Annotated in this window: 16 protein-coding genes; 8 read left to right on the forward strand and 8 right to left on the reverse strand. The window is 42.7% G+C overall.

Annotation, left to right across the window (positions count from 1 at the left end; translation table 11 throughout):
• Position 1: 1 nt before the first annotated feature.
• From RMY27_RS13850 to RMY27_RS13870, 5 genes are all read right to left on the reverse strand, one after another.
• The gene (locus tag RMY27_RS13850; RefSeq protein ID WP_322664046.1) at positions 2–1,729 is read right to left on the reverse strand and encodes a hypothetical protein; all 1,728 of its coding nucleotides are present in this window, start codon (positions 1,727–1,729) and stop codon (positions 2–4) included.
• Positions 1,722–2,675: a MoxR family ATPase gene (locus RMY27_RS13855; protein WP_322664048.1), complete on the reverse strand. Its 954-nt coding sequence runs from the start codon at positions 2,673–2,675 to the stop codon at positions 1,722–1,724. Before RMY27_RS13855 ends, RMY27_RS13850 begins: the two co-directional genes overlap by 8 nt.
• A complete protein-coding gene (locus tag RMY27_RS13860; protein WP_322664049.1) occupies positions 2,660–3,685 on the reverse strand; it encodes a hypothetical protein in 1,026 nt (341 codons plus the stop codon). The genes RMY27_RS13855 and RMY27_RS13860 overlap by 16 nt, the downstream gene beginning before the upstream one ends.
• Positions 3,686–3,913: 228 nt before the next feature.
• Entirely contained in the window at positions 3,914–5,002 is a 1,089-nt protein-coding gene (locus RMY27_RS13865; protein WP_322664051.1) for a TIR domain-containing protein, read from the reverse strand.
• Between the two features lie 235 nt (positions 5,003–5,237).
• Complete coding sequence (locus tag RMY27_RS13870) at positions 5,238–6,590, reverse strand: N-acetylmuramoyl-L-alanine amidase (RefSeq protein WP_322664053.1); 1,353 nt, start codon at positions 6,588–6,590, stop codon at positions 5,238–5,240.
• A gap of 265 nt (positions 6,591–6,855) precedes the next feature.
• On the opposite strand from RMY27_RS13870, the gene dnaG reads away from it, so the two are divergent.
• Positions 6,856–8,859 (forward strand): DNA primase, encoded by a 2,004-nt coding sequence (gene dnaG, locus RMY27_RS13875; RefSeq protein ID WP_322664072.1) that lies wholly within the window; start codon positions 6,856–6,858, stop codon positions 8,857–8,859.
• Between the two features lie 547 nt (positions 8,860–9,406).
• Here the strand turns inward: dnaG and RMY27_RS13880 are convergent.
• Complete coding sequence (locus tag RMY27_RS13880) at positions 9,407–10,138, reverse strand: MBL fold metallo-hydrolase (RefSeq protein WP_322664055.1); 732 nt, start codon at positions 10,136–10,138, stop codon at positions 9,407–9,409.
• Between the two features lie 193 nt (positions 10,139–10,331).
• Here RMY27_RS13880 and RMY27_RS13885 point away from each other — a divergent pair, with 193 nt between their 5' ends.
• Positions 10,332–11,855 carry a site-2 protease family protein gene (locus RMY27_RS13885; RefSeq protein WP_322664074.1) on the forward strand — a complete coding sequence of 508 codons (1,524 nt, stop codon included), beginning with the start codon at positions 10,332–10,334 and terminating at the stop codon, positions 11,853–11,855.
• A 34-nt stretch (positions 11,856–11,889) separates the two neighbouring features.
• Here RMY27_RS13885 and RMY27_RS13890 read toward each other — a convergent pair whose 3' ends face one another.
• Entirely contained in the window at positions 11,890–13,146 is a 1,257-nt protein-coding gene (locus RMY27_RS13890) for an FAD-dependent hydroxylase (RefSeq protein WP_322664056.1), read from the reverse strand.
• An 890-nt stretch (positions 13,147–14,036) separates the two neighbouring features.
• On the opposite strand from RMY27_RS13890, the gene RMY27_RS13895 reads away from it, so the two are divergent.
• From RMY27_RS13895 to psb35, 4 genes are all read left to right on the forward strand, one after another.
• The gene (locus tag RMY27_RS13895; RefSeq protein ID WP_322664057.1) at positions 14,037–15,191 is read left to right on the forward strand and encodes a KamA family radical SAM protein; all 1,155 of its coding nucleotides are present in this window, start codon (positions 14,037–14,039) and stop codon (positions 15,189–15,191) included.
• Between the two features lie 284 nt (positions 15,192–15,475).
• The gene (locus RMY27_RS13900; protein WP_322664059.1) at positions 15,476–15,862 is read left to right on the forward strand and encodes an SET domain-containing protein; all 387 of its coding nucleotides are present in this window, start codon (positions 15,476–15,478) and stop codon (positions 15,860–15,862) included.
• A gap of 90 nt (positions 15,863–15,952) precedes the next feature.
• The gene (locus RMY27_RS13905; protein ID WP_322664061.1) at positions 15,953–16,942 is read left to right on the forward strand and encodes a D-alanine--D-alanine ligase; all 990 of its coding nucleotides are present in this window, start codon (positions 15,953–15,955) and stop codon (positions 16,940–16,942) included.
• 322 nt (positions 16,943–17,264) lie between these two features.
• Positions 17,265–17,492: a photosystem II assembly protein Psb35 gene (psb35, locus tag RMY27_RS13910; RefSeq protein WP_322664062.1), complete on the forward strand. Its 228-nt coding sequence runs from the start codon at positions 17,265–17,267 to the stop codon at positions 17,490–17,492.
• A 126-nt stretch (positions 17,493–17,618) separates the two neighbouring features.
• Here the strand turns inward: psb35 and RMY27_RS13915 are convergent, their stop codons facing one another.
• Positions 17,619–18,059: a Crp/Fnr family transcriptional regulator gene (locus RMY27_RS13915; RefSeq protein WP_069074674.1), complete on the reverse strand. Its 441-nt coding sequence runs from the start codon at positions 18,057–18,059 to the stop codon at positions 17,619–17,621.
• A 728-nt stretch (positions 18,060–18,787) separates the two neighbouring features.
• Between RMY27_RS13915 and RMY27_RS13920 the strand changes: the two genes are divergently transcribed.
• The gene (locus RMY27_RS13920; RefSeq protein ID WP_322664064.1) at positions 18,788–19,462 is read left to right on the forward strand and encodes a cadmium resistance transporter; all 675 of its coding nucleotides are present in this window, start codon (positions 18,788–18,790) and stop codon (positions 19,460–19,462) included.
• A 210-nt stretch (positions 19,463–19,672) separates the two neighbouring features.
• A complete protein-coding gene (locus RMY27_RS13925) occupies positions 19,673–20,299 on the forward strand; it encodes a pentapeptide repeat-containing protein (protein WP_322664076.1) in 627 nt (208 codons plus the stop codon).
• The last annotated feature ends 286 nt before the right edge of the window (positions 20,300–20,585 follow it).

Below are 20,585 nucleotides of genomic sequence, written 5' to 3' on the forward strand. Positions count from 1 at the left end.
CTTAGCGTACCTCCCCCAAAGGTTGATGCTGTCCTCGTAAAACATCGATCGCTCTGTAAAATTCCTGACGATTTACCTCAAACATGGGAACTAAAGCCGCAATGTCATGGGCAGTTGTAGTTTCCCAGCGAGCGCGAGGAACCGGATTGAGCCAAGTAGTATAGCGTACATGCTGGCGTAACTCTTTTAAAAAGAATTTTGTCAACCGCCTTCGCCTAGAACTAAATCCACCACGTGCTGCGCCAGCATCACTGAAAATCAAACAAACTGTTCTGGCTTTAGGCAAGTTTGATAAACAATTATCAATTGATTCTGCCTCTAAATGATAGCGATCGCGGTATAAATATTCATCTGGACAGTTGTGGAAGTAGTAAACCTTAACTTGGCTGAAGCGTCCACCACGCAATGCTGTATCTGCCAACTCTTGAGAAAGGTGATGAAACGGAACCATCGAACCATCTCCATCGATTAACAGCAGAAGTTCTATGCGGTTGGTACGTCGCGGAACTAACACAGGATTGACTAAAACCCCGTGCTGGGAAACCTGTTGAATAGTAGCTTCCATATCTAGCTCGATGGGTGGCCCCTGACGACTAAACTGACGCAGATAACGCCACCCTTGCTTCATTTGTCGATGGGTGACAGGCAAATCGTTAACGATTAGGGGGAATTCGCTAAGTCCGTTGTCCTCGCGCCTGATTGCTTTAGAAACTTGAATCTCGTCAGCCATTGTCCGAATGACTTCAGGAGACAGCATTGTTTTAGATAAATTGGTGTAAGTTTCAGGGATGATCGCCTCATCTCTGGAAGAGGCTGTCTGTCGAATTTTCCACAGCCGCCAGGTAACATACAGCATAATAATACAGGTAGAAATAATTAATAGTAGTTCTAGATTTTCAGAACGTAATATTTTACTCAAATAATTTTTATTTTGAATAAGTAAAATCGCTCTGTTTCGATCACCAAGCTGAACTTTACCTTGAGGTTTAGTCAAGCATAAATTAATAGATTTTTGGAAAAAATCATTCTTCCCATTATTTAAAATGGGAATTATAATTTTTTTTACTCCTGTTTTACCACCCTCAAACCGAACAATTCGGGGACTATCATTGATTTCGTGAACATCATCTATTTGCAAAGTATAGTTGAGTTCGTCAGGAAAACAGTTCTTCCCAAAATTCAATTCTGCACTGACTGCCCCATGCTTGCTACCAGTACGGGTAATTTTGATATGTGCTGCTTTTTCATTTATATCGACAGTGAAAAAGCCCAAGGAAGAGTCTAAAAAAGAACTGCTGAAGGCTAGAGTACTAACCTGTGATTCGTCTTTTTTAGAAATAAACATTTGGAGGATAAATGCGGTAGCGATCGCAACAACACAAGTTGCAAGCCCTAAAATTAGGAAACGTCGGATTCGAGATGTAAAATATCTCTTGAAAGTCGGTTGTTGCTGTTGATTCGTTGTTGAGCTGGTATCTTCTATTTTACTTTCAGAAAAATCTTGTTCGAGTCGTTCTGGAATGATTTGGTTAAAATAATCTTGAAAAATTTCCTCTTCTCGCTGGGATTTTACCCAAAGGGCACAGCATAGTTGGGCTAGTGCAGTGCGATCGCGAGTCCCAAAACCTGCATTAATAGATTCCAGGAGCAGATGATATTCTGCCAACCCTAAGGGAAAACCTGCTTTCCTTAAACAGGTGAATAGTTCTAATAATGCTGGATCATTCACGCTCGCTAGTCAACCTCAAATAATTAATGTGGGCATCCCAACTTTTAAGTAATACCTCTAAGTAAGGCAGTTGGGCTTCACCTGACAACCTATTTAATACTTCTTGTAATGAATCTCGCTTTAGCGCCTTAATCCAATCGAGTAATTCACTTGTACTCACATTCTTACTAAATTTACCTGTTTCACCCTCCATAGATTCCCGTAATTCCAGAAAACGGGAAACAGCTGTGTTTGTCAGTTCGTCTGCAATATTAGGGAATCGATACTTGACAATTTTAACAATTTGTTCGTAGCCGGGAAAATGGACGTAATAGAATAAACACCGACGCAAAAATGCATCGGGCAAATCTTTCTCGTCGTTACTAGTAATAAAAACGATCGGTGAATTGACTGCCTTAATCTCTTTTTCTTTTCCGTTTTCTCGCACCTCTTCAATCTGAATCAGTTGCTCATCAAGTTCTAACAATAAATCATTGGGAAAATCGATGTCAGCTTTGTCAATCTCATCGATTAAAACTACCGTCCGCTTGGGATTAGTAAAAGCTCTACCTAATGGACCCAAACGAATATAAGATGTTGGATCGTCAAAGCGTTGCTTTTCTTCTATAGTTAAAGAACCAGATGCCGCTAATTGAGCATCGCGTAGCCGTCCAACGGTATCATAAATGTACAAACCATCTTTAGCTCGACTAGTCGATTTTATATACCAAGCTTCAAAATCTAGTCCTAACTCATAAGCAACTGCAAGAGCTAGTTGAGTCTTGCCACATCCAGGTTCTCCTTTGAGTAATAATGGGCGACCTAAATAAATCGCTAGATTTACAACATCCACTAATTTTTGGCTGGGTAAGTAAGGATAGATGAGTTTACCTTTGTAGTTATCCCCTGGCTTCGGTTGCTTAGTACCAGTATATTCAAGGCGATCGGAATTTAGAGGCGTAACCATTTGCCCTCCTGTTCAAACCAATTACAACCACAAAGATCGCAAATTTTTCGTAAAGTTGGCATTGGAACCCCTTGCTTTTCTAAAAGCACTCTAACGGTTTCTGTCTTATTAGCAGAGATAGCAGGAGGTAAGAAATCACTCTGATAATTTAACCAATCTCTTAAATCTTTATCTGAGAATGGATGGATAGCAGGCAATCCTAGAGGGTAATCCGGTTGCCAATCTGAATTATAGTTATCGACAAAACCAATATTCCACTGAGATATTACACCTTGATAGTCTATGAGAAAGATGAGGAGCTTGAATGTGTTTTGTTTATTCTTCTCTTCTAATATTTTTTGAGCCAGTGATGCCCAGAAGTCGTTAAGTAAATCACACAAGTTTTCTTTAATTGTTTCATCGGCATTGTTAAACGCAATTAAAACATTCTGTGATTTCCATAATTCACAAATTTTTTCTGCGATTTGAGCAGGTAAACTCTTTTCAGGTAATCCAACTCGACCGGCAAATTCATCCCAAATTGCTAAGATATCTGTCCTTGATGAAGTTCTATTTAAGTCAATAACAATATTTTTACCTTCTAAAATATTGGGTATAATTGAAGCCAATCGATTGAGTAACCATCTTTGACCACAGTCTTTAGAATAGCCTTGGATCAAAAACACACCATGAGAGTATTTTCCAGCAACCTCTTCAAAGAGGTTGTGCTGTTCCCAGTATCCTAACTTCAATAATGATTTATATAATAAATCAAAAGTTTGACTTTTTTCTAAATTAGAGTTTTCTGCTCGTTTCGGTTGATTAATCTGCTCTTCTAAGTCTTCGAGTTCTTCATCTATTTTTTGTAATCTTGATTCGTACTCCTCAATTCGTTGTTCCAACTCATATTTAGCTTCCGAATCAGTTTTGGTTATTCTTTCTTTCTTGAACCATTTCAACTTTTTGCGAACTTCTTCATATTCCTCTTCTAGGTCTTCACGTTTTGCCTCTAAACGCTTAAGCGAAGGCATATATTCTCCTTAGTTAATGTCTGAAATATCTGCTGATATTGCTTGGTTTTGAGCATCCATAATTGCCTTAAAAAATCGCAATAGTTGGATAGCCAGATGGTATTGAGATTTAGAAGAGAAACAAATCAGGGTAGGAACATTCTGAACTTTGCCAAGGAGTGATTATAACTCTGCGATCGCGCGGCGAACACACTCCATTTTGATGAATAATCTACTTTTTTGAATATTTTACAGGGAATTAACTGCTTTGCGAATACCTTCTACCACATTTAGAAACGCGGCATCGCGATCGCTCCACTGGGTTACAGGTTTGGCATCTTTTGGTAGAACCTGGAGCTTACTGAATGGCGAATCTTTCCAATCACAGGGTCTGAGAATAATCGGAATTACCCGTGCTGTGCCTTGATTGTGTCGTGCGATCGCCCCTTGCATCTCTATGTCATAGCAATAGTCCGATCCCATGAAGGGGGGACTGATCAGCAGCAGGATTATCCGAGCGGATTCTAGTCGCCCCTTAATTTGAGCTTCCCATTCTTCTCCCGCTTCGATGGCGCGATCATACCAGGCAGTAATCTTACCCTGCCGCCTGAGGTTAGCCAAATGAGTCACAAATTCTGACAACAAATCGTCATCTTTATGGGAGTAGGAGATAAAGACATCGATTGGTGCATTCTGTAATTGCTCAACTGGAGGTTGAACAACAATATCTGAGGTGGGTTGAACAGTGGCATCAAAAGATGTAGATTTTTTTAGCAGCACTGGGGTCAAGTGTTCTGCAATGCCTGCCATCCGAATTGCCGCACACCCTAGCTTGTAGGCAAACTCGATGGGACGACCTGCCCCGATCGCATCATAAAACCCTACTGCAAACTCAATCGCTGCTCGATCTCCAATTGCCTGGTTCATGCCAATTACATAGTCTATGTGATTAGCGATCGCTTTCGCTTGCACTTCTGAATAACAGCCGTTTAGCACAACACAGCGAATTTGGTCAGCAAACAGTTCAAACAGACCTGCCAATGCTTCCCCGTCCACAAGCTTCGTGTTGCCAATTTCATCTTCAAAGACTAGCCCTTGCTCCCCCGCCCCATGTCCGGAGAAATGGATAATCTGCGGACTGATATCGAGCATCGCCCGTTGAATATCACGAGGACGAACCGCCAACCGTTGCTCTAGCTTAAATTGGTCACGCTTTTGAGCGCGTTGCAGTCCTTCCCCAATGTCCCGCAACTCTTGATCGAGCCGTAGACGCGTGGTGTCTTTAGGATTGGCAGCCAGAAATAAGATGCTTTGTCGATGACCACTGGAAAAACTCATAATTGCTCACATACTGAGCTTTATTGTCAGGATATACAGAAATTTTCTAGATAATATCTATATTCAGGTATTGTACAGGAGTTTTGCCATATATTTACCCTAAATAGAATTTTTACGTATATACTTTGCTGTTATCCAAAATTTTTCCGCATAACATAATTAAACGGAAATTTTCTGAATATTATTACTTGATTACAACGCCCTAAAAAAATTACTATAACAAGTTAATCAACACTCAAAGAAGCCCTGCTGATTCATATAATCGTTTGAGCATTGCTGAAATCTTCGTACCATAATCCAAATCTGCTGACCACCGCCCTGATAGCTGATCGATTAATGGCGCAATTCCACGTGTAACAAAGCGAAACCTTGGATCTACTACTTCTTGCACCAAAGGTTCTAAACTGGCGTAAGCTTTCAAATGTTGGATGTGCGCCCTGACTCCAATTCTGGCACTTGGAAAAGACGCAGCCTCCGAACCACCACCGATCGCACCTAAGCCTGCAAAGTTATTTTGCTCAGGTCTAATATCACCACCAAATCGTAAAAATCCAGTTTCTACACACATTTGGCAAAAGGCAATATCATAGTTCACTCCTTCTATACCTGCTTCTTCCCGATAAAGTTTTGGGATATCAGGAAACTTTACCAAAGCATTTTCATTATTGTTTCTTAGAAAGAATTGTAACTGTACTTCGGAAGTATTACCGTTCGACATTAACCGCTCAAATTGGCCAGGGCAAACCACTAAATTGGATCGCAAGCTGACAGTACGAGTTGCCGCATCCCAATTAACTGCAACATTAAAATCTCGCAGTTCAATCGCTTTAACATAAACTATTTTGCGATAGGTAATCCGATTGACATTAGCTGCTTTTGAAAGGTCAATTCTGAGACGGTCTACTAAATCGATGGGAATGTAAGCATTACCATTCACTAGCACTCCTTGTTCCGAGTAACTTTGCCCATTAATATTGATATTAATTGGTGGATAATTTGCTTCTGTCGGAGTTCCCGGAGTGGGATCAATTACACGACTCCAAGTTACCAATCCATCAACAATTCCCAAAGCAAAATCGCGGCGACGAGTTTGCAGCAAAGCCCGATCCTCTGGATTGCTGAGAAACCCTACTTGCATCACCAAAGCTGGCAGCGTTGTCTGGCGACAGAATGCTAAACTACCCAATCCACTATCTGTATCTGGCTTGACTCCCCGATTCGGTAATTGGGGTACGCGGCGCAACAATCCCACTAGTAACTGTTCAGCATTGCTCTTGCGATCGCTATTATTAGCAATGTAGAAAACGCTAGCCCCACGCACAGAAGGGCTATTAGCCGCATTAGCTGCAATTTCTAGGGCGACATCACCCCGGCGGCCGCGGGAATTGATCCAGGTGATAGTTTGGGTGGCACTCAAGTCATCAGGAACCGCTAAAATTTCCAAACTCCGCGCTCTCAGTTCAGTGACAATCAAATCTCGCAGCAGAATCATTTCTTTTGCTTCACTTGTACCACCTGCGATCGCACCTCGATCTATTCCTCCCGCTTCTTTGCCTCCATGAGCTGCTGATATAAAAATACGCCCCATTTTCAGTATTTCCTCTGGTAAAATTCAGTCTAAGCAATTGTATACATCATTCTTGGTGTGGCAACAAGAATATAATAGCTATCAGAAGTCATTTGTCCTTTGTCCTTTGTCCTTTTTTCAAAGTTAATGCCCAACGACCAATACTTCGACTACGCTCAGTACAAGTGACTAATGACCAATACTTCGGCTTCGCTCAGTACAAGTGACTAATGACCAATACTTCGGCTTCGCTCAGTACAAGTGACTAATGACTAATGACAAAGCCATGCAAATCCCCCGCTTGCACCCAGACACAATTGAGGAAGTTAAACTACGGGCTGATATTGTAGATGTCGTCTCGGAATACGTAGTTTTACGCAAACGCGGGAAAGATTTCGTCGGTTTGTGTCCCTTCCATGATGAAAAATCTCCCAGTTTCACCGTCAGCCAGACCAAGCAAATGTACTATTGCTTTGGCTGTCAAGCCGGGGGAAATGCGATTAAGTTTGTCATGGAGTTGGGAAAGCGTTCTTTTGCTGATGTGGTGCTGGATTTAGCGCGGCGTTACCAAGTACCTGTGCAAACTCTAGAACCCGAACAACGCCAAGAATTACAGCGTCAGCTATCTTTGCGCGAGCAGTTGTATGAAGTTCTCGCTTCCTCCGCACAATTTTATCAACACGCCTTAAGACAATCTCAAGGGCAAAAAGCACTTCAATATTTGCAATCTAACCGCCAATTCAAAGAAGAAACTATACAGCAATTTGGTTTAGGTTATGCCCCCGCAGGTTGGGAAACTCTCTACCGTTATTTAGTGGATGATAAACATTACCCAGTGCAAATACTGGAAAAAGCGGGATTAATTAAGCCACGCCGAGAAGGTGGTGGGTATTATGATGTATTTCGCGATCGCTTGATGATTCCCATCCGCGATGTTCAAGGACGCGTCATTGCTTTTGGTGGTAGAACGCTGACTGATGAACAACCTAAATATCTGAATTCACCAGAAACCGAACTTTTTAGTAAAGGTAAAACATTATTTGCCCTCGATCAAGCCAAAGATGGGATTTCTCAACTCGATCAAGCGGTGGTAGTGGAGGGATATTTTGATGCGATCGCTCTCCACGCTGCTGGTATTAATAACGCTATCGCCTCACTTGGTACAGCCTTAAGCTTAGAACAAGTCCGGTTAATATTACGCTACACCGAATCGAAACAATTAGTACTCAACTTTGATGCTGATAAAGCCGGAACCAATGCCGCCGAACGGGCGATTGGTGAAATTGCCGAACTGGCATACAAGGGCGAAGTTCAGCTAAAAATTCTCAATTTACCCGATGGTAAAGATGCTGATGAATATTTGCATAGTCACACTCCAGAAGATTATGGAAAACTGCTAAAAAATGCGCCACTTTGGCTAGATTGGCAGATTCAGCAAATTATTCAAGACCGAGACTTAAAACAGGCTACCGATTTTCAGCAAGTAACTCAGCAAATAGTCAAATTACTTAAGAATATAGTTAACAGCGATACACGAAATTATTATGTTTCCTACTGTGCAGAAATACTCAGCTTGGGAGATACCAGACTTATACCCTTAAGAGTCGAAAATCTGCTAACTCAAATTGCTCCGGCTGCGGCGACATATTCTAAGCCGATATCAGCGAAGAAAGCATGGGGAGCTAGTAAATCCCGACTCCCCATTACTTCGGCTTACCTCGGCTCCGCTCGGCACGAGTCGCTCAGTACAAGTTCCAACTCCCCACTCCCGACAGAACGCAGCCTTTTAGAACACGCAGAGGCGTTATTATTGCGAATTTACTTGCATTGTCCCGAACAGCGTCAAATGATTGTTGACGAACTAGAGGAGCGAGATTTGCAATTTAGCCTTTCCCATCATCGATTTTTATGGCAACAGATTTTAGATATTTCATCGGGTGATGGAGAGACGAAAAATTTTGTGTCTCTACCAAATTTAATTTCCCGCCTCCAAGACCGATTCTTAGAATTTGACAGCGAAATCGGGTTAATTTCCCATTTATTTCATGTGGATGAAAAAAACCAGAAAGAAATACTGCGGACTCCGCAAGTAGTTCAAGCTGCGATCGCTTGTATGGATTTAGTGATGCTTGAAAAACGCTATCGTCACTTTTTGGAACTATGGCAACAAACCGATCCAGAAGCTGAACCAGAGCGGTATCAATATTATTATCAGGCTTTCTACGCTGAAAAAACCAAGCTTCAACAAATAGACCGACAACGGTTATTTTCCATCACAGAGTTGTTGTAGTTTTGCACTCACGCTCAACCTAAATCTTGATTAGTAAGGGTACAAGGCCTTCATAGGTAGTCAACTTAAGCCGAAAACTATATCAGACAGGTGTTTTGCAAATCCCTCACGCCCTCATACCCTAACCCCTTTTCCCTTGGGAGAAGGGGAATTGAATGTCTAGCTCCTCTCTCATATCATGTTCGCATAATTAGTTATGATTTCCACAGTCATTGCACCCCACACGCCAGATGCTCCACTTGGGGAGACCCCAAGACCGCACTGGCTCCCCTTAATCCCCTCCCCGCAAGCGGGGAGGGGAGACGAAGCGTAGCTTTGGCGGGGTGCGGTTCTTCGGCTTTAATAAGTAATCAAGCGAACATGATATCACGGATGGGAGAGGGGCTGGGGGTGAGGGCAAAACGTTGTCACAAGCAGGTTTAGCGTTAAGTTGACACCTATAGCAAGGCCTTGCACCCCTACGACAGCTGTGGTTCAAATACATGAAAACTGCTGTAATAATATTGACAAAATTTTACCTTTGCGGTTAAAGCTAGCCCTGCTACCTCTAAAGGGGTTGTATCCCTAGCAAAGTTGGTAAATCTAGAGAGGCGAGGTGTTGATAAGCTCGATCTATGACCCGCTTGCCTCTCAGAAAGCCTGTATTAGCTCCAGGACAAATATACTGGAGAGTTTCTGGTGTAAAACGTTCCAACAATAATCGAAGGCTCTGAATTTGTCTTGGCCAGTGAAAGGTTTTAGCTGTCCGTAATGGTACTGCTTGACCATGCTGGTTAGGGAGTAAATGGCGACCAGAAAATAATATACCTCCAAGTTTGCTGTAGTATAGACAAGATGAGCCGGGAGAATGCCCTGGTGTCCAAATTACTTGTGTTGCAGCATCAAGAGTAAATTCTTGCCTAAAGGTAGTTACGGTTAAGCCTGGTAATAAATAAGCTTCTTGCTCTTGAATCAGCACCTCACAGCCCAAGGCTTGCTGAAATTCAGCAGTCTTGCCAATGGCGCCGCGATGGGTGATAAATAACCAATGCACGCCTCCATGCGATCGCAAAAAATCTTGATTTGTTTTTTCTAGGGCAGGGCAATCTATGAGGATATTGCCTTCATTTCTTACAATAAAATAAGAGGTTCCCCCTAATGTGTCCCGATTGGGTGGAAAGGCAAAAATGCTCTCTTGTGCGAAGTTCGATTGCAGAGAACCTCCGCTCAGAACTTCGTCAGGGAAGACAGCCCGTGGTGGCTTAGTTGTATGACTTGGCTGTTGAGGTAAAGGGCACATAATCAAAGAACCGAAACTGAGGAGTTGTGGACAATTTGATTACAGTGTGGAAATTCTCAAGAATTGAAACTTGAGCCTTAACCAGCACTGTTAACCGTTGTGAAAAAAATTGGGATTTGAGGTCTGCCTTGTAGTTAATGCTATGGTGCTGAAGCTACTGGTGGGGCGTTTTGTCAAAATTACTGAAGAGAACATGGCATTTTGGTTTCTGTTTATCCTCCTGCTGGGGCTTGCTACTTATTTAATGGTGCAGCGCAGCGTTGCTCTGATCACCCGAACACCAGTATGGTTGTTGTGGCTGGTTTTAATGACACCAGCATTCCTGTTGAGTGGATGGACGCTAATCTACGGGGCGAAACAACCTCCACCGCCAGGGCTGATCCTGTGGTCGGTATTTGTCTGCACAGTCTTGTACTGGGCGTTGTTTCAATGGGGGCGTCAAGTACCAAGAGATACACAGACAGACGAAGCCCAAACCCCAGCCTCAGAATCACAACTAACTATCCAGCCTATCCCAGAACCAATAGTGCGTCCCATTGAACCAACGGAAGAAACTCAATTGCGAAATTGTTTTCCTTGGTCTGTATACTACGTTCAAAATATTGAGTATCGACCACAATCTGTGATTTGCCGTGGTCAGTTGCGAACTAAAGCCAGCAACGCTTACCAGCAGATTAAAACTAATATTGAAGCACAATTTGGCGATCGCTTCTTGCTGATTTTTCAAGAAGGCTTCAATGGCAAACCTTTCTTTGTCCTAGTTCCCAACACTCAAGCTGCGAAACAGACAGATACACCACGACGCAACCAGGAACGATTAACTCGTCCAGGATTAGCGCTGATGCTGCTAGTAGCCACTTTGATCACTACTACCTTGGTGGGAGTGGAAAATGCTGGTGTTACTCTGCCGCCTATCTGGCAAATTGGATCTTTGTTCAAACTTCTATCTAACCCAGAAGTCTTATTCAAGGGATTGCCTTATGCTTTAGGACTGATGGCTATTTTGGGCACTCACGAACTTGGGCATTATTTGACAGCTAAATTTTACAAGATTCGCTCGACGTTGCCTTACTTTATTCCCGTACCTTTCTTCTTGGGAACATTTGGCGCATTTATTCAGATGCGTAGTCCCATTCCTAACCGCAAAGCTTTATTTGATATTAGTATCGCTGGGCCAATTGCAGGTTTTGTTGTCACCTTGCCATTACTAATCTGGGGTTTGGCTCATTCTGATGTGGTTTCCCTGAGTGAAAAAACCCGACTTTTAAATCCTGATGCTCTCAATCCCAAGTATTCAATTTTACTGGCTATACTCTCGAAGTTAGCTTTGGGAAGTCAGTTAACAGCAACATCAGCCCTCGATTTGCATCCAGTTGCAGTAGCAGGTTTCTTAGGACTAATTGTTACAGCCTTAAATTTAATGCCTGTGGGACAATTAGATGGAGGCCACATTGTCCATGCAATGTTTGGACAACGAACTGCGATCGTAATTGGTCAAATCGCTCGTGTGTTGTTGCTGCTACTTTCTTTAGTTCGGGAAGAATTTTTGGTGTGGGCGATTATCTTATTATTTATGCCGTTGATTGATGAACCTGCACTGAATGATGTCACTGAATTGGATAACAAACGTGACGTTTGGGGGTTACTGGCAATGGCTTTGTTGATTGTAATTATTCTGCCATTACCGCAGGCGATCGCTAACTTTTTGCAAATCTAAAAAGTAAACATATCAGCGATCGCGTTCCCAAGCTTTATCGTTTTGCTAATTCTGGAGTCCGCCCCTTTAAGCCAATCATCAATTTCAGCATAAATACTTTTAATACAGGTACTCGCTGCAAAAACCATAAACCCAGGCGACGAACTACCACCACAGGGAAGAAATTATTAGAAAACATCCGATCTAACAAATCAGTGAAACCTAAAATTGTCAGATTCTCTAGCTTGCGCCAGCGTTCATAACCTTTGAGAATCTGAATATGGCCAATATCTTTACCCGCTTTGTGCGCTACTTGAATTACTTGCGCTAAAGCTGCTGCATCCCGAATACCCAAATTTAAACCTTGTCCGCCGACGGGATGGCAATTGTGCGCCGCATCACCAATTAATGCTAGTCGCGGGAGAACGTAGCGATCGCTTTGCATGAGTTGTACCTGAAAAACAAAGCGATCGCCTAGTAATTCCAATTTTCCCATCTGATTGCCATAGCGGCGGCTTAGTTCTGCCAAAAATTCCTCATCATTTAAAGCACACAAAGCTTTTGCTTCTTCATGGGGCGCAGTCCAAACGATGCGGCAACGGTTCTCCGGTAAAGGTAAAATCGCAAAGGGGCCGCTAGACCAAAATCTTTCGTAAGCGGTGTTATTGTGGGGTTTTTCTGGTTTGACAAAGGCGACGATGCAAGATTGCCAATATTTCCAGCCAGAGGTTTTGATTCCAGCAGCTTGCCGAATTGGCGATCGCGATCCATCTGCTGCTACAACTAATTTGCTGCGAACTGTCTTTAGTTGATCGGCAATTTTTATCTCAATGGCGACTATATTCTGCTGGTATTGGGTATTTACCACTTCCGCCGGACACAAATAAGTCACATTGGGGCAATTTTGGACGAAATCTTGCAACGGCTGCAACAGCGCTTGGTGTTCTGCCACATAACCCAACTCTGCTGTATTTATATCATCTGTGGTAAATTCCACCACATCGGGATGATCGGCATCCGAAAGACGGACTCGGCAATATTTGGCGATTTGAGGTAACATTTTGTCCCAAACGCCAATTCCTTGATAAATTAGCGACGAAAGCTGATGAACTGCATAAGCTTGTCCCTTAGCTACCGCCGCTGATGCCACTTTCGCCTCAATTAGCAAAATACTCAAACCAGAATCTTTTAAAGCAGAAGCTAGAGTTAATCCAATAATCCCACCGCCGACAATTACCAAATCATATTCATATCCCCGCTCATTTGGCGGTGTTAGTTGACGGGAAATTTGCTCAAGCTGCGTTATGGCCATTGTTAAGTTAGATTACAGCGTCTTAACTCTTATTTTGACGCGATCGTGGCTTCTTGAGCAAGTTAAAAATTCAAAATTAAAGATAGCCCTCATCCCCTTTCTCCCTAAAGAGAAGGGGGATGAGGGCGTGAGGGATTTGCAAAACGTCTGTCCGATATAGTTTTCGGCTTAAGTTGACACCAATACAAGGCCTTGCGCCCCTACAACGGTATATTTTTTAACTGGAGACATCGCCTTCTGTTAAGTAATTAGGTGCTAAAAAACATAACTAAATTAAGAAGGGTAAAGGTTAAGGGTAAAAGGGAAAAACCTTTACCCTTTAACCTTTTCCCTTTACCCATACAAAACTTTGTATAGTTCGGTTTAATTGTGCCAACCTACTTACCCTACCTCAAGCTGTCAGTTTAACTTCTGGCGGCTCCACATTTTCTATGCATTGGAATTTCTGGAGGATTTTCTGACATCACTCAAATTCACACAATACTTTGAGCAGATGCAGCGGGCGATCGCGCCCCAAAAATTCTTACATAATTAAATATTACACATATCTATGTATTAATACTTAAAAAAACCCGGAAATTCTGACTGACTCAAGATAACAAAGACACTCTAAGAGCGATCGCTATCATGACAGCATAAGTGTATTATGTATAGAAAAACACTTAATTTTAACATTGGAGTAAAATTTTTTATTTTAACTAAAAATCTAAGTAAAGATACTAATACACTGTGACAGAAATTTGCTTACCTTTAACAAGGGAATTGAGTAGGGGCAATTCATGAATTACCCTTATTTGTCTGCTTGCTTAATTGAGATGGTAGCTGGATTTGCGCCGCACTCTATTAGGCTGTGATTTGTTTATTATTCCCAGCTTAATTTAGGTCTAATTATGATCAAAAACACTACTCTAGATCCTCTAGTAACTGATATTCGGTGTGAAGAAATTTGTCAGATTTTGGGAGAGACTTACAACCAGGAACGCTGGAACGATTGGCGCTGGCAAATGCGGCATCGGTTGACTAAGCTGGAACACTTTCAGAAGTTATTAAGGCTTAGTGCTACCGAAGAACAGGGACTTTTAATTGCACCAGAGAAGTTTGCTGTAGCCGTAACTCCATACTTTGCATCGCTACTCGATCCAGAAGATCCCCTTTGTCCACTACGGTTACAAGTGATACCACGGCAAGAAGAACTAATAGTTAGTCCAGCAGACATGGTAGATCCATGCGGTGAGGATGGCGACACTCCAGTACCAGGACTCGTACACCGCTATCCTGACCGAGTTTTGCTACTTGCCCTAGATAGTTGTGCGGCTTATTGTCGTTACTGCACCCGCTCTCGTTTGGTGAGCCAAGGTGAGATGTACCCAGTAACGCGACGGTTGGATGCGATCGCCGCTTATCTGGAGGAACACACCGAGATCCGTGATGTGCTAATTTCCGGTGGCGATCCTCTATTGATGGCTGATGAACCTTTAGACAATTTGCTTAGGCGGTTGCGTGCCATTAAGCATATTGAATTTATCCGCATTGGTTCTCGTGTGCCGAGTTTTTTACCGCAGCGAATTACACCAGAATTGGTTGCCTTGCTTCGTAAACATCGTGTGTGGCTATCTTTGCACTTTAGCCATGTGCAAGAACTTACCCCAGAAGTCGCACAAGCTTGCGATCGCCTCGCTGATGGCGGCATTCCTCTAGGCAGCCAAACCGTGCTGTTAAAAGGTGTGAATGATTCTGAAAAAGCCCTAAAGAATCTGTTTCACGGTCTTCTCAAGCTGCGTGTACGACCTTATTATCTTTATCAATGCGACCCAGTTGTTGGCACTGCACATCTGCGAACGAGTGTGCAAACTGGGCTTGATTTAATTTCTAAATTACGTGGTCATACTACTGGTTACGCCGTACCAACCTATGTAATTGATGCCCCTGGCGGTGGTGGCAAAGTCCCAATTCAAGCTGAGACTCTAGTTGCTTATGAGAATGGTACAGCTACAGTGCAAAATTGGGCAGGCCAGACGTATACCTATGTAGATCCAGTGGAGTAGGGTTAACACTATACATTTGTACGCGAGTTGTGTACGCGAGTTGATCGCCATCATCAAAAAGGGCCAGTTGGAATAACGTGAGTTCGATGAACCTCTCCCTCCCAGCCTCCCTCTCCGAAACGGAAAGGGAGGAGCAACGAAAAATTCAGCTTTTTGCTCCCCTCTCCGTGTCGGAGAGGGGTTGGGGGAGAGGTCAAATAAGACTTGTCGAACTCACGTTGGAATAGGTTCTGTTGAATTTTTGGCAAACCAAAAAACTAAGTAATCGCAGGAGATTAGTTGGAATGTTGATTGTTGGTAATACAAACCTAAAAGGTCGAGGTGTCTTCGCACAGAAGCATTTTTTGAAAGGAGAACTCGTTGAGAGAGTGCCAGTCGTTGTTATACCCGCACAACAGGTTGAATTCCTAGATAAAACGATTTTGGGCAACTATTACTACGATTGGGAAGATAAAGCTGCGGCGATCGCTCTAGGTTTATCTTCCTTGATCAACCATTCCTACCATCCCAATACTTATTATGTGAAAAAATTCGCTGACCGAGAGTTGGATCTCATTGCCTATCAAGATATAGAAGCGGGAGAAGAAATTACTGCCAACTACAACGGTTCTCCTGATGATAAATCTCCTATATGGTTTGATGTTGTTGATGAGATATTTTCACTTAATTAAGGATTTAATAATCGGAATTCCTTAATTAAGATATTTGATTTGTACGTTAAAGCTAACAGAGAAAGCTTTCTCACTGGGAATTATAGGGCTATGGGGTTATTTATTGGTCTGTGTTATGACCTGAAGGCGGACTATCTTAAGGCTGGTTTCAGTGCCTCTGAGGTGATGGAGTTCGACGATGAAGAAACCATCATCGGACTGGAAACTGCACTATTGCAGTTAGGTCATCAGATTGAACGTGTTGGTAATGGTAGAGAACTTGCTCTGCGTTTGGTAAAAGGCGATCGCTGGGATCTGGTTTTCAATATTGCTGAGGGTTTAAAGGGTCGCTCTCGTGAAGCTCAAGTCCCGGCAATCTGCGAATTATTCGCTCAACCTTACACCTTTTCCGATCCGCTTACCTGCGCCCTGACGTTAGATAAGGCATTAACTAAGAGAGTAGTGCGCGATCGCGGTTTGCCGACAGCTCCCTTTGAGGTCGCGAATACTACCGCAGAGGCAGCAGCTGTGTCGTTGCCAATGCCACTTTTCCTTAAGCCTATGGCGGAAGGCAGTTCTAAAGGGGTAACTGGGCGTTCTCTTGTCAAAGAACGCGAGGAGCTAGTAAATGCTTATCAAGCGTTACACGAACTTTTTCAGCAACCAATACTCGTGGAAACCTTTCTTCCTGGTAGAGAAGTAACAGTAGGCATTATTGGCAACGGTAGCAACTCACAGATAGTAGGTGTGATGGAAGTAATTTTTACAGGGCAAGCGGAAGCTTTTGCCTACACCACCCTCAACAAAGATGAGTATCTGGAACGGGTATCTTATCATTTGCTCATAGATCCCGAACCACTGGCAGCACAAGCAAGGCAACTGGCGCTGGATGCTTACCATACTCTTGGCTGCCGTGATGCTGCGCGCGTGGATCTACGCTGCGATCCTAGCGGTGTGTTGCAGTTTATGGAGGTTAACCCATTGCCAGGGCTACATCATATCCGCTCAGACTTGCCACTTATGGGACGTTTGGGTGGTGTGACATACACAGAAATCATTGCTCAAATAGTCGAGTCTGCATGGCAGAGATATAAATGCTGAACAAGAGGCAGTGGGGCAGACTAACAGGTGCAACTAGTAGTTCGCCAAGGCAACTTGGCGGGGAAAAGGGTAAGGGGGAAAGGGAAAAGGTTTTTTATCTTTTACCCTTTTCCCTTTACCCTTTTCCCAACCTCCACCTAACATTTTTGCCTTGCCAGACCACTAGGTGCAACAAACCTACATATGTCAGCGACTTCCCCCTCCCCTCTGCCCTTTTTTATGCAATATGAAGTTGTTCAAACTAAACTACAGAGGGATGTTAGGTGATACGCTCATCTTATAGGGTGTTCAATAGTGTTACCTAACTGTGGAGAATATACTCATGAATTTATTATTTATGCAAACAGCAGCACCAGCTATAGATGCTGCCCCTCATTTTCCTGTTGCTTTTACCTTGGTGTATGTCGTTGGTTTTATTGCTGCTGTCACCATTGGGTCAATAGCTTGGTACAATTCGAAACGCCCCGCAGGTTGGGAAAGCAAAGAACGCCCTGATTTTGTGCCTAAAGTTGATAAAGAAGAAACTCCGGGTGTAGGTGAACCTAAATAATAAGCAGTGATGAGTGCTGAGTTTAATAATCAAACTTACAGCAGTTTTCATTTATTTTGAACCACATTTTACATTATCCAGAATCCTTGTAGAGACGTAGTACTACTACGTCTCTATATTTGTATATTAACTCCGCAAAGAGGTTACATTCATATCGTCGTTTAATCTGCGAATCAGACGGGATAACTCACGAATGATATTCACCGCAATTTCGGGAGTTTCTTCGATCGCATCATATAGTTGCTCTTGCGTCAGTTCTAAAAATTCACAAGGTTCTAGAGTCGTGGCAGTGGCAGATCGAGGTTGAGTATCGAATACTGCCATCTCACCAAAGTATTTTCCCTGTTCCACCTCTGCCAACTGTTTATTACCAATGTGAACTTTAACTCGACCGGAGACGACAATATAGAGCGATCGCCCTTCTTCTCCCTGTCGAAAGATGGTGTAATTAGCTGGGAATGACAATTCGTTCATTACTGAAGTGAGCCGCACAATAAAATCATCCCGCAATTCCTTAAAAATCGGGACTCGCCGGACAAATAATAAACGGTCAACACTAGTTAGCATAATTACAAGTTAAAAGTCCAACATTACTGAACGTCTCAAAACTGAAGTCAGAGGGCGATTAGTCATATTACCGATGTTGAATGCTAGCCGTCAAGGATATCTGAGCCTTTACCATCTAACAAAGGTTCTCTTCAATAAGAGCGATGCCTACGGCGGTAAACTACGCATAGAAGTTTCTCAAACAATAGCTCAGTATTCAATATTACTCGCTTTGTGCATTTTGAACTCAGAATTTGGTTTAGAGAAAAGGTTATATCATGTCCGGCTAATTAGTTATAATTCCCTTTCTCTATGCAGAAAGCCCAAAAACCCATCCCCTCTGCCCCTCCGCTCCTCTGCGGTCTTAATGATAAGTCTTTAATCGGACATAATATTAAAGGTTTTTTCTTTCCCTTTTCCCCTCATCAGTGTCAATAGGTACAAAGCCCAAAACATCGAGTAAAGTTGTCAATCACTTTTATTTATCATTTTAAAAAACAAGAGTATTTGCTCTTATTTGGCTGAAAGCCATAATATTAACTTCATGAGCTCCCAAGGTACCTTGCTGAGAAAAAAATCACCAATTTAATTGGAGGCGATGCCTCTAAAAATTGGGTAATTGGCTGATAAATAACGAATATCGATCGGTTGTCGTTAGAAAAACAGTCACAAAATCTCCTAAGCTGCCCTCACATCGAGAAGCAGAAAGGACTAATACAAACAGCATTGCATTACTGTGAGCAACAATTATGGCTTGGCTAATTAGTACATTATTGATTGGAATCTCTGTCGCTTTTGCAACTACCTTTGACGACAACTTATATTTGACAGCTTTCTTCGGGAAAGTCAATCGTCACTTTCGTCCTAAACATATTGTTATCGGTGAATTTCTGGGATTTACTACCTTAGTATGCGCCAGTCTCCCTGGTTTCTTCGGCGGTCTGATTATTCCCAGCACCTGGATTGGTTTGCTGGGTTTGCTTCCCATCGCCATTGGTATCAGTAATTTTATCAGTCGAGAAGAGGAAGGAGAGACAGTACAAGCAGTGTCAGTTGACTTCACCTCTCCCGTAAAATCTGGACGCCAAAAGAAATCACTATTGGCAACCATCCGCGATCCTCAAACTTACCGTGTTTCTGCTGTTACCATTGCCAATGGAGGAAACAACATTGGAATTTATGTACCGTTGTTTGCCAGTAGCAATCTTCCAAGTTTGGGCGTAATTGTCTGTGTTTGCTATTTCACTGTTGGGGTGTGGTGCTTACTCTCTTACAACCTGACTCGTAATCCTCTCATGGCTCCTGTTTTAACTCGCTACGGTCGGAAAATCTTCCCCTTTGTCTTAATTTACTTGGGACTGTCTATCTTGATTAAAAGTGAAACATATCGACTTTTACCTAGTCTGGCAATGCTTGGGAACTAGGCATGAGGCGATCACAATTCCTGATGTCAGCCAAAAAATCAGCGATCGTTTCCCGCCCCAAAAAATTTATTAATCACTTGAATTTATCAATATGAATAACAATAATATTTGCTCTTATCGATTCCGTTATCTAAAGTGAGAATAAAGCACATTATCGATGGCTCTTATAAAAGCAAGCCCACCAATAGGAATCAGATTATGAAGGAACTAATGAATCAATCAAACTCTAAAAAATTAACTCAGTGGCTCGTAACAGCAGTATTTCTGGTAGTTGTAGCGGGATTTACTCTACTTATCCAGCCCAGCGCTAGAGCGCAAACACTAACACCATCCATACCTACTGAATCTGAACTAGCTCCAGTTGAATTACCAACGGAGCCTGTGACAGCACCAGTGATATCTCCGGTTGTATCCCCAATAGTGTCTGTAGCAGAAAACGTTAGACATTTATTACAAACCAATGAATGTGTCGGCTGTAACCTGGCTGGAGCCATGCTAAAGGACGCAAACCTGCAAGCAGCAAACTTGGAAGGTGCTAACTTACAAAATGCAGACTTAGAAAGGGCTAACCTACAACAAACAAACTTACAAGGGGCTAACTTTCAAGGAGCAGATTTAGGCAAGGTAAACCTTTGGGGAGCCAACCTGATGGGAGCAAACCTTTTTGATGCAGACCTAGAAAAAGCCAACCTCTTGGGAGCCAATCTGCAAACCGCTAACCTACAGAACGCAGACTTTGAGAAGACAAATCTGACAAATGCAAACATCCAGGGAGCTAACCTGATGGGCGTCGATTTGGAAGATGCAATCAGACCGGAAGGATTCGCTATTCGGTAATTAAACTGAAGTTCTCCGTACAAATTTCCTAAAAAACCTTAAAAGCCTGATTCAATAATGAATACAGGCTTTATTTTAATATTTATAAGGTCGCTGCGATCGCTTCCTTTGCCACGGTTTTAATGATATAAAACGTGTTTTTTGTGAGGTAGAAGAACCCCACCCCTAGCCCCTCCCCTTGGTAAGCTACCGTGTCACAAGTCAAATTACCCCCCTTAATCCCCCCTTTCCAAGCAGGGCTGATTCATTCCATTTCAAACAGGATTTGTCAAGATGGTTAGCAAGA

Source organism: Nostoc sp. DedQUE09, assembly GCF_034530915.1.
Taxonomy (GTDB): domain Bacteria; phylum Cyanobacteriota; class Cyanobacteriia; order Cyanobacteriales; family Nostocaceae; genus Nostoc.

Bases quoted from the DNA above. Each gene is read 5' to 3' on its own strand.
- RMY27_RS13880 (WP_322664055.1), bottom strand. From the start codon at position 10,138: ATGTGCCCTTTACCTCAACAGCCAAGTCATACAACTAAGCCACCACGG.
- RMY27_RS13885 (WP_322664074.1), top strand. From the start codon at position 10,332: ATGGCATTTTGGTTTCTGTTTATCCTCCTGCTGGGGCTTGCTACTTAT.
- RMY27_RS13895 (WP_322664057.1), top strand. From the start codon at position 14,037: ATGATCAAAAACACTACTCTAGATCCTCTAGTAACTGATATTCGGTGT.
- RMY27_RS13870 (WP_322664053.1), bottom strand. From the start codon at position 6,590: ATGGGGCGTATTTTTATATCAGCAGCTCATGGAGGCAAAGAAGCGGGA.
- RMY27_RS13860 (WP_322664049.1), bottom strand. From the start codon at position 3,685: ATGCCTTCGCTTAAGCGTTTAGAGGCAAAACGTGAAGACCTAGAAGAG.
- RMY27_RS13925 (WP_322664076.1), top strand. From the start codon at position 19,673: ATGAATCAATCAAACTCTAAAAAATTAACTCAGTGGCTCGTAACAGCA.
- psb35 (WP_322664062.1), top strand. From the start codon at position 17,265: ATGAATTTATTATTTATGCAAACAGCAGCACCAGCTATAGATGCTGCC.
- RMY27_RS13890 (WP_322664056.1), bottom strand. From the start codon at position 13,146: ATGGCCATAACGCAGCTTGAGCAAATTTCCCGTCAACTAACACCGCCA.
- RMY27_RS13915 (WP_069074674.1), bottom strand. From the start codon at position 18,059: ATGCTAACTAGTGTTGACCGTTTATTATTTGTCCGGCGAGTCCCGATT.
- RMY27_RS13855 (WP_322664048.1), bottom strand. From the start codon at position 2,675: ATGGTTACGCCTCTAAATTCCGATCGCCTTGAATATACTGGTACTAAG.
- RMY27_RS13920 (WP_322664064.1), top strand. From the start codon at position 18,788: ATGGCTTGGCTAATTAGTACATTATTGATTGGAATCTCTGTCGCTTTT.
- RMY27_RS13905 (WP_322664061.1), top strand. From the start codon at position 15,953: ATGGGGTTATTTATTGGTCTGTGTTATGACCTGAAGGCGGACTATCTT.
- RMY27_RS13900 (WP_322664059.1), top strand. From the start codon at position 15,476: ATGTTGATTGTTGGTAATACAAACCTAAAAGGTCGAGGTGTCTTCGCA.
- RMY27_RS13865 (WP_322664051.1), bottom strand. From the start codon at position 5,002: ATGAGTTTTTCCAGTGGTCATCGACAAAGCATCTTATTTCTGGCTGCC.
- dnaG (WP_322664072.1), top strand. From the start codon at position 6,856: ATGCAAATCCCCCGCTTGCACCCAGACACAATTGAGGAAGTTAAACTA.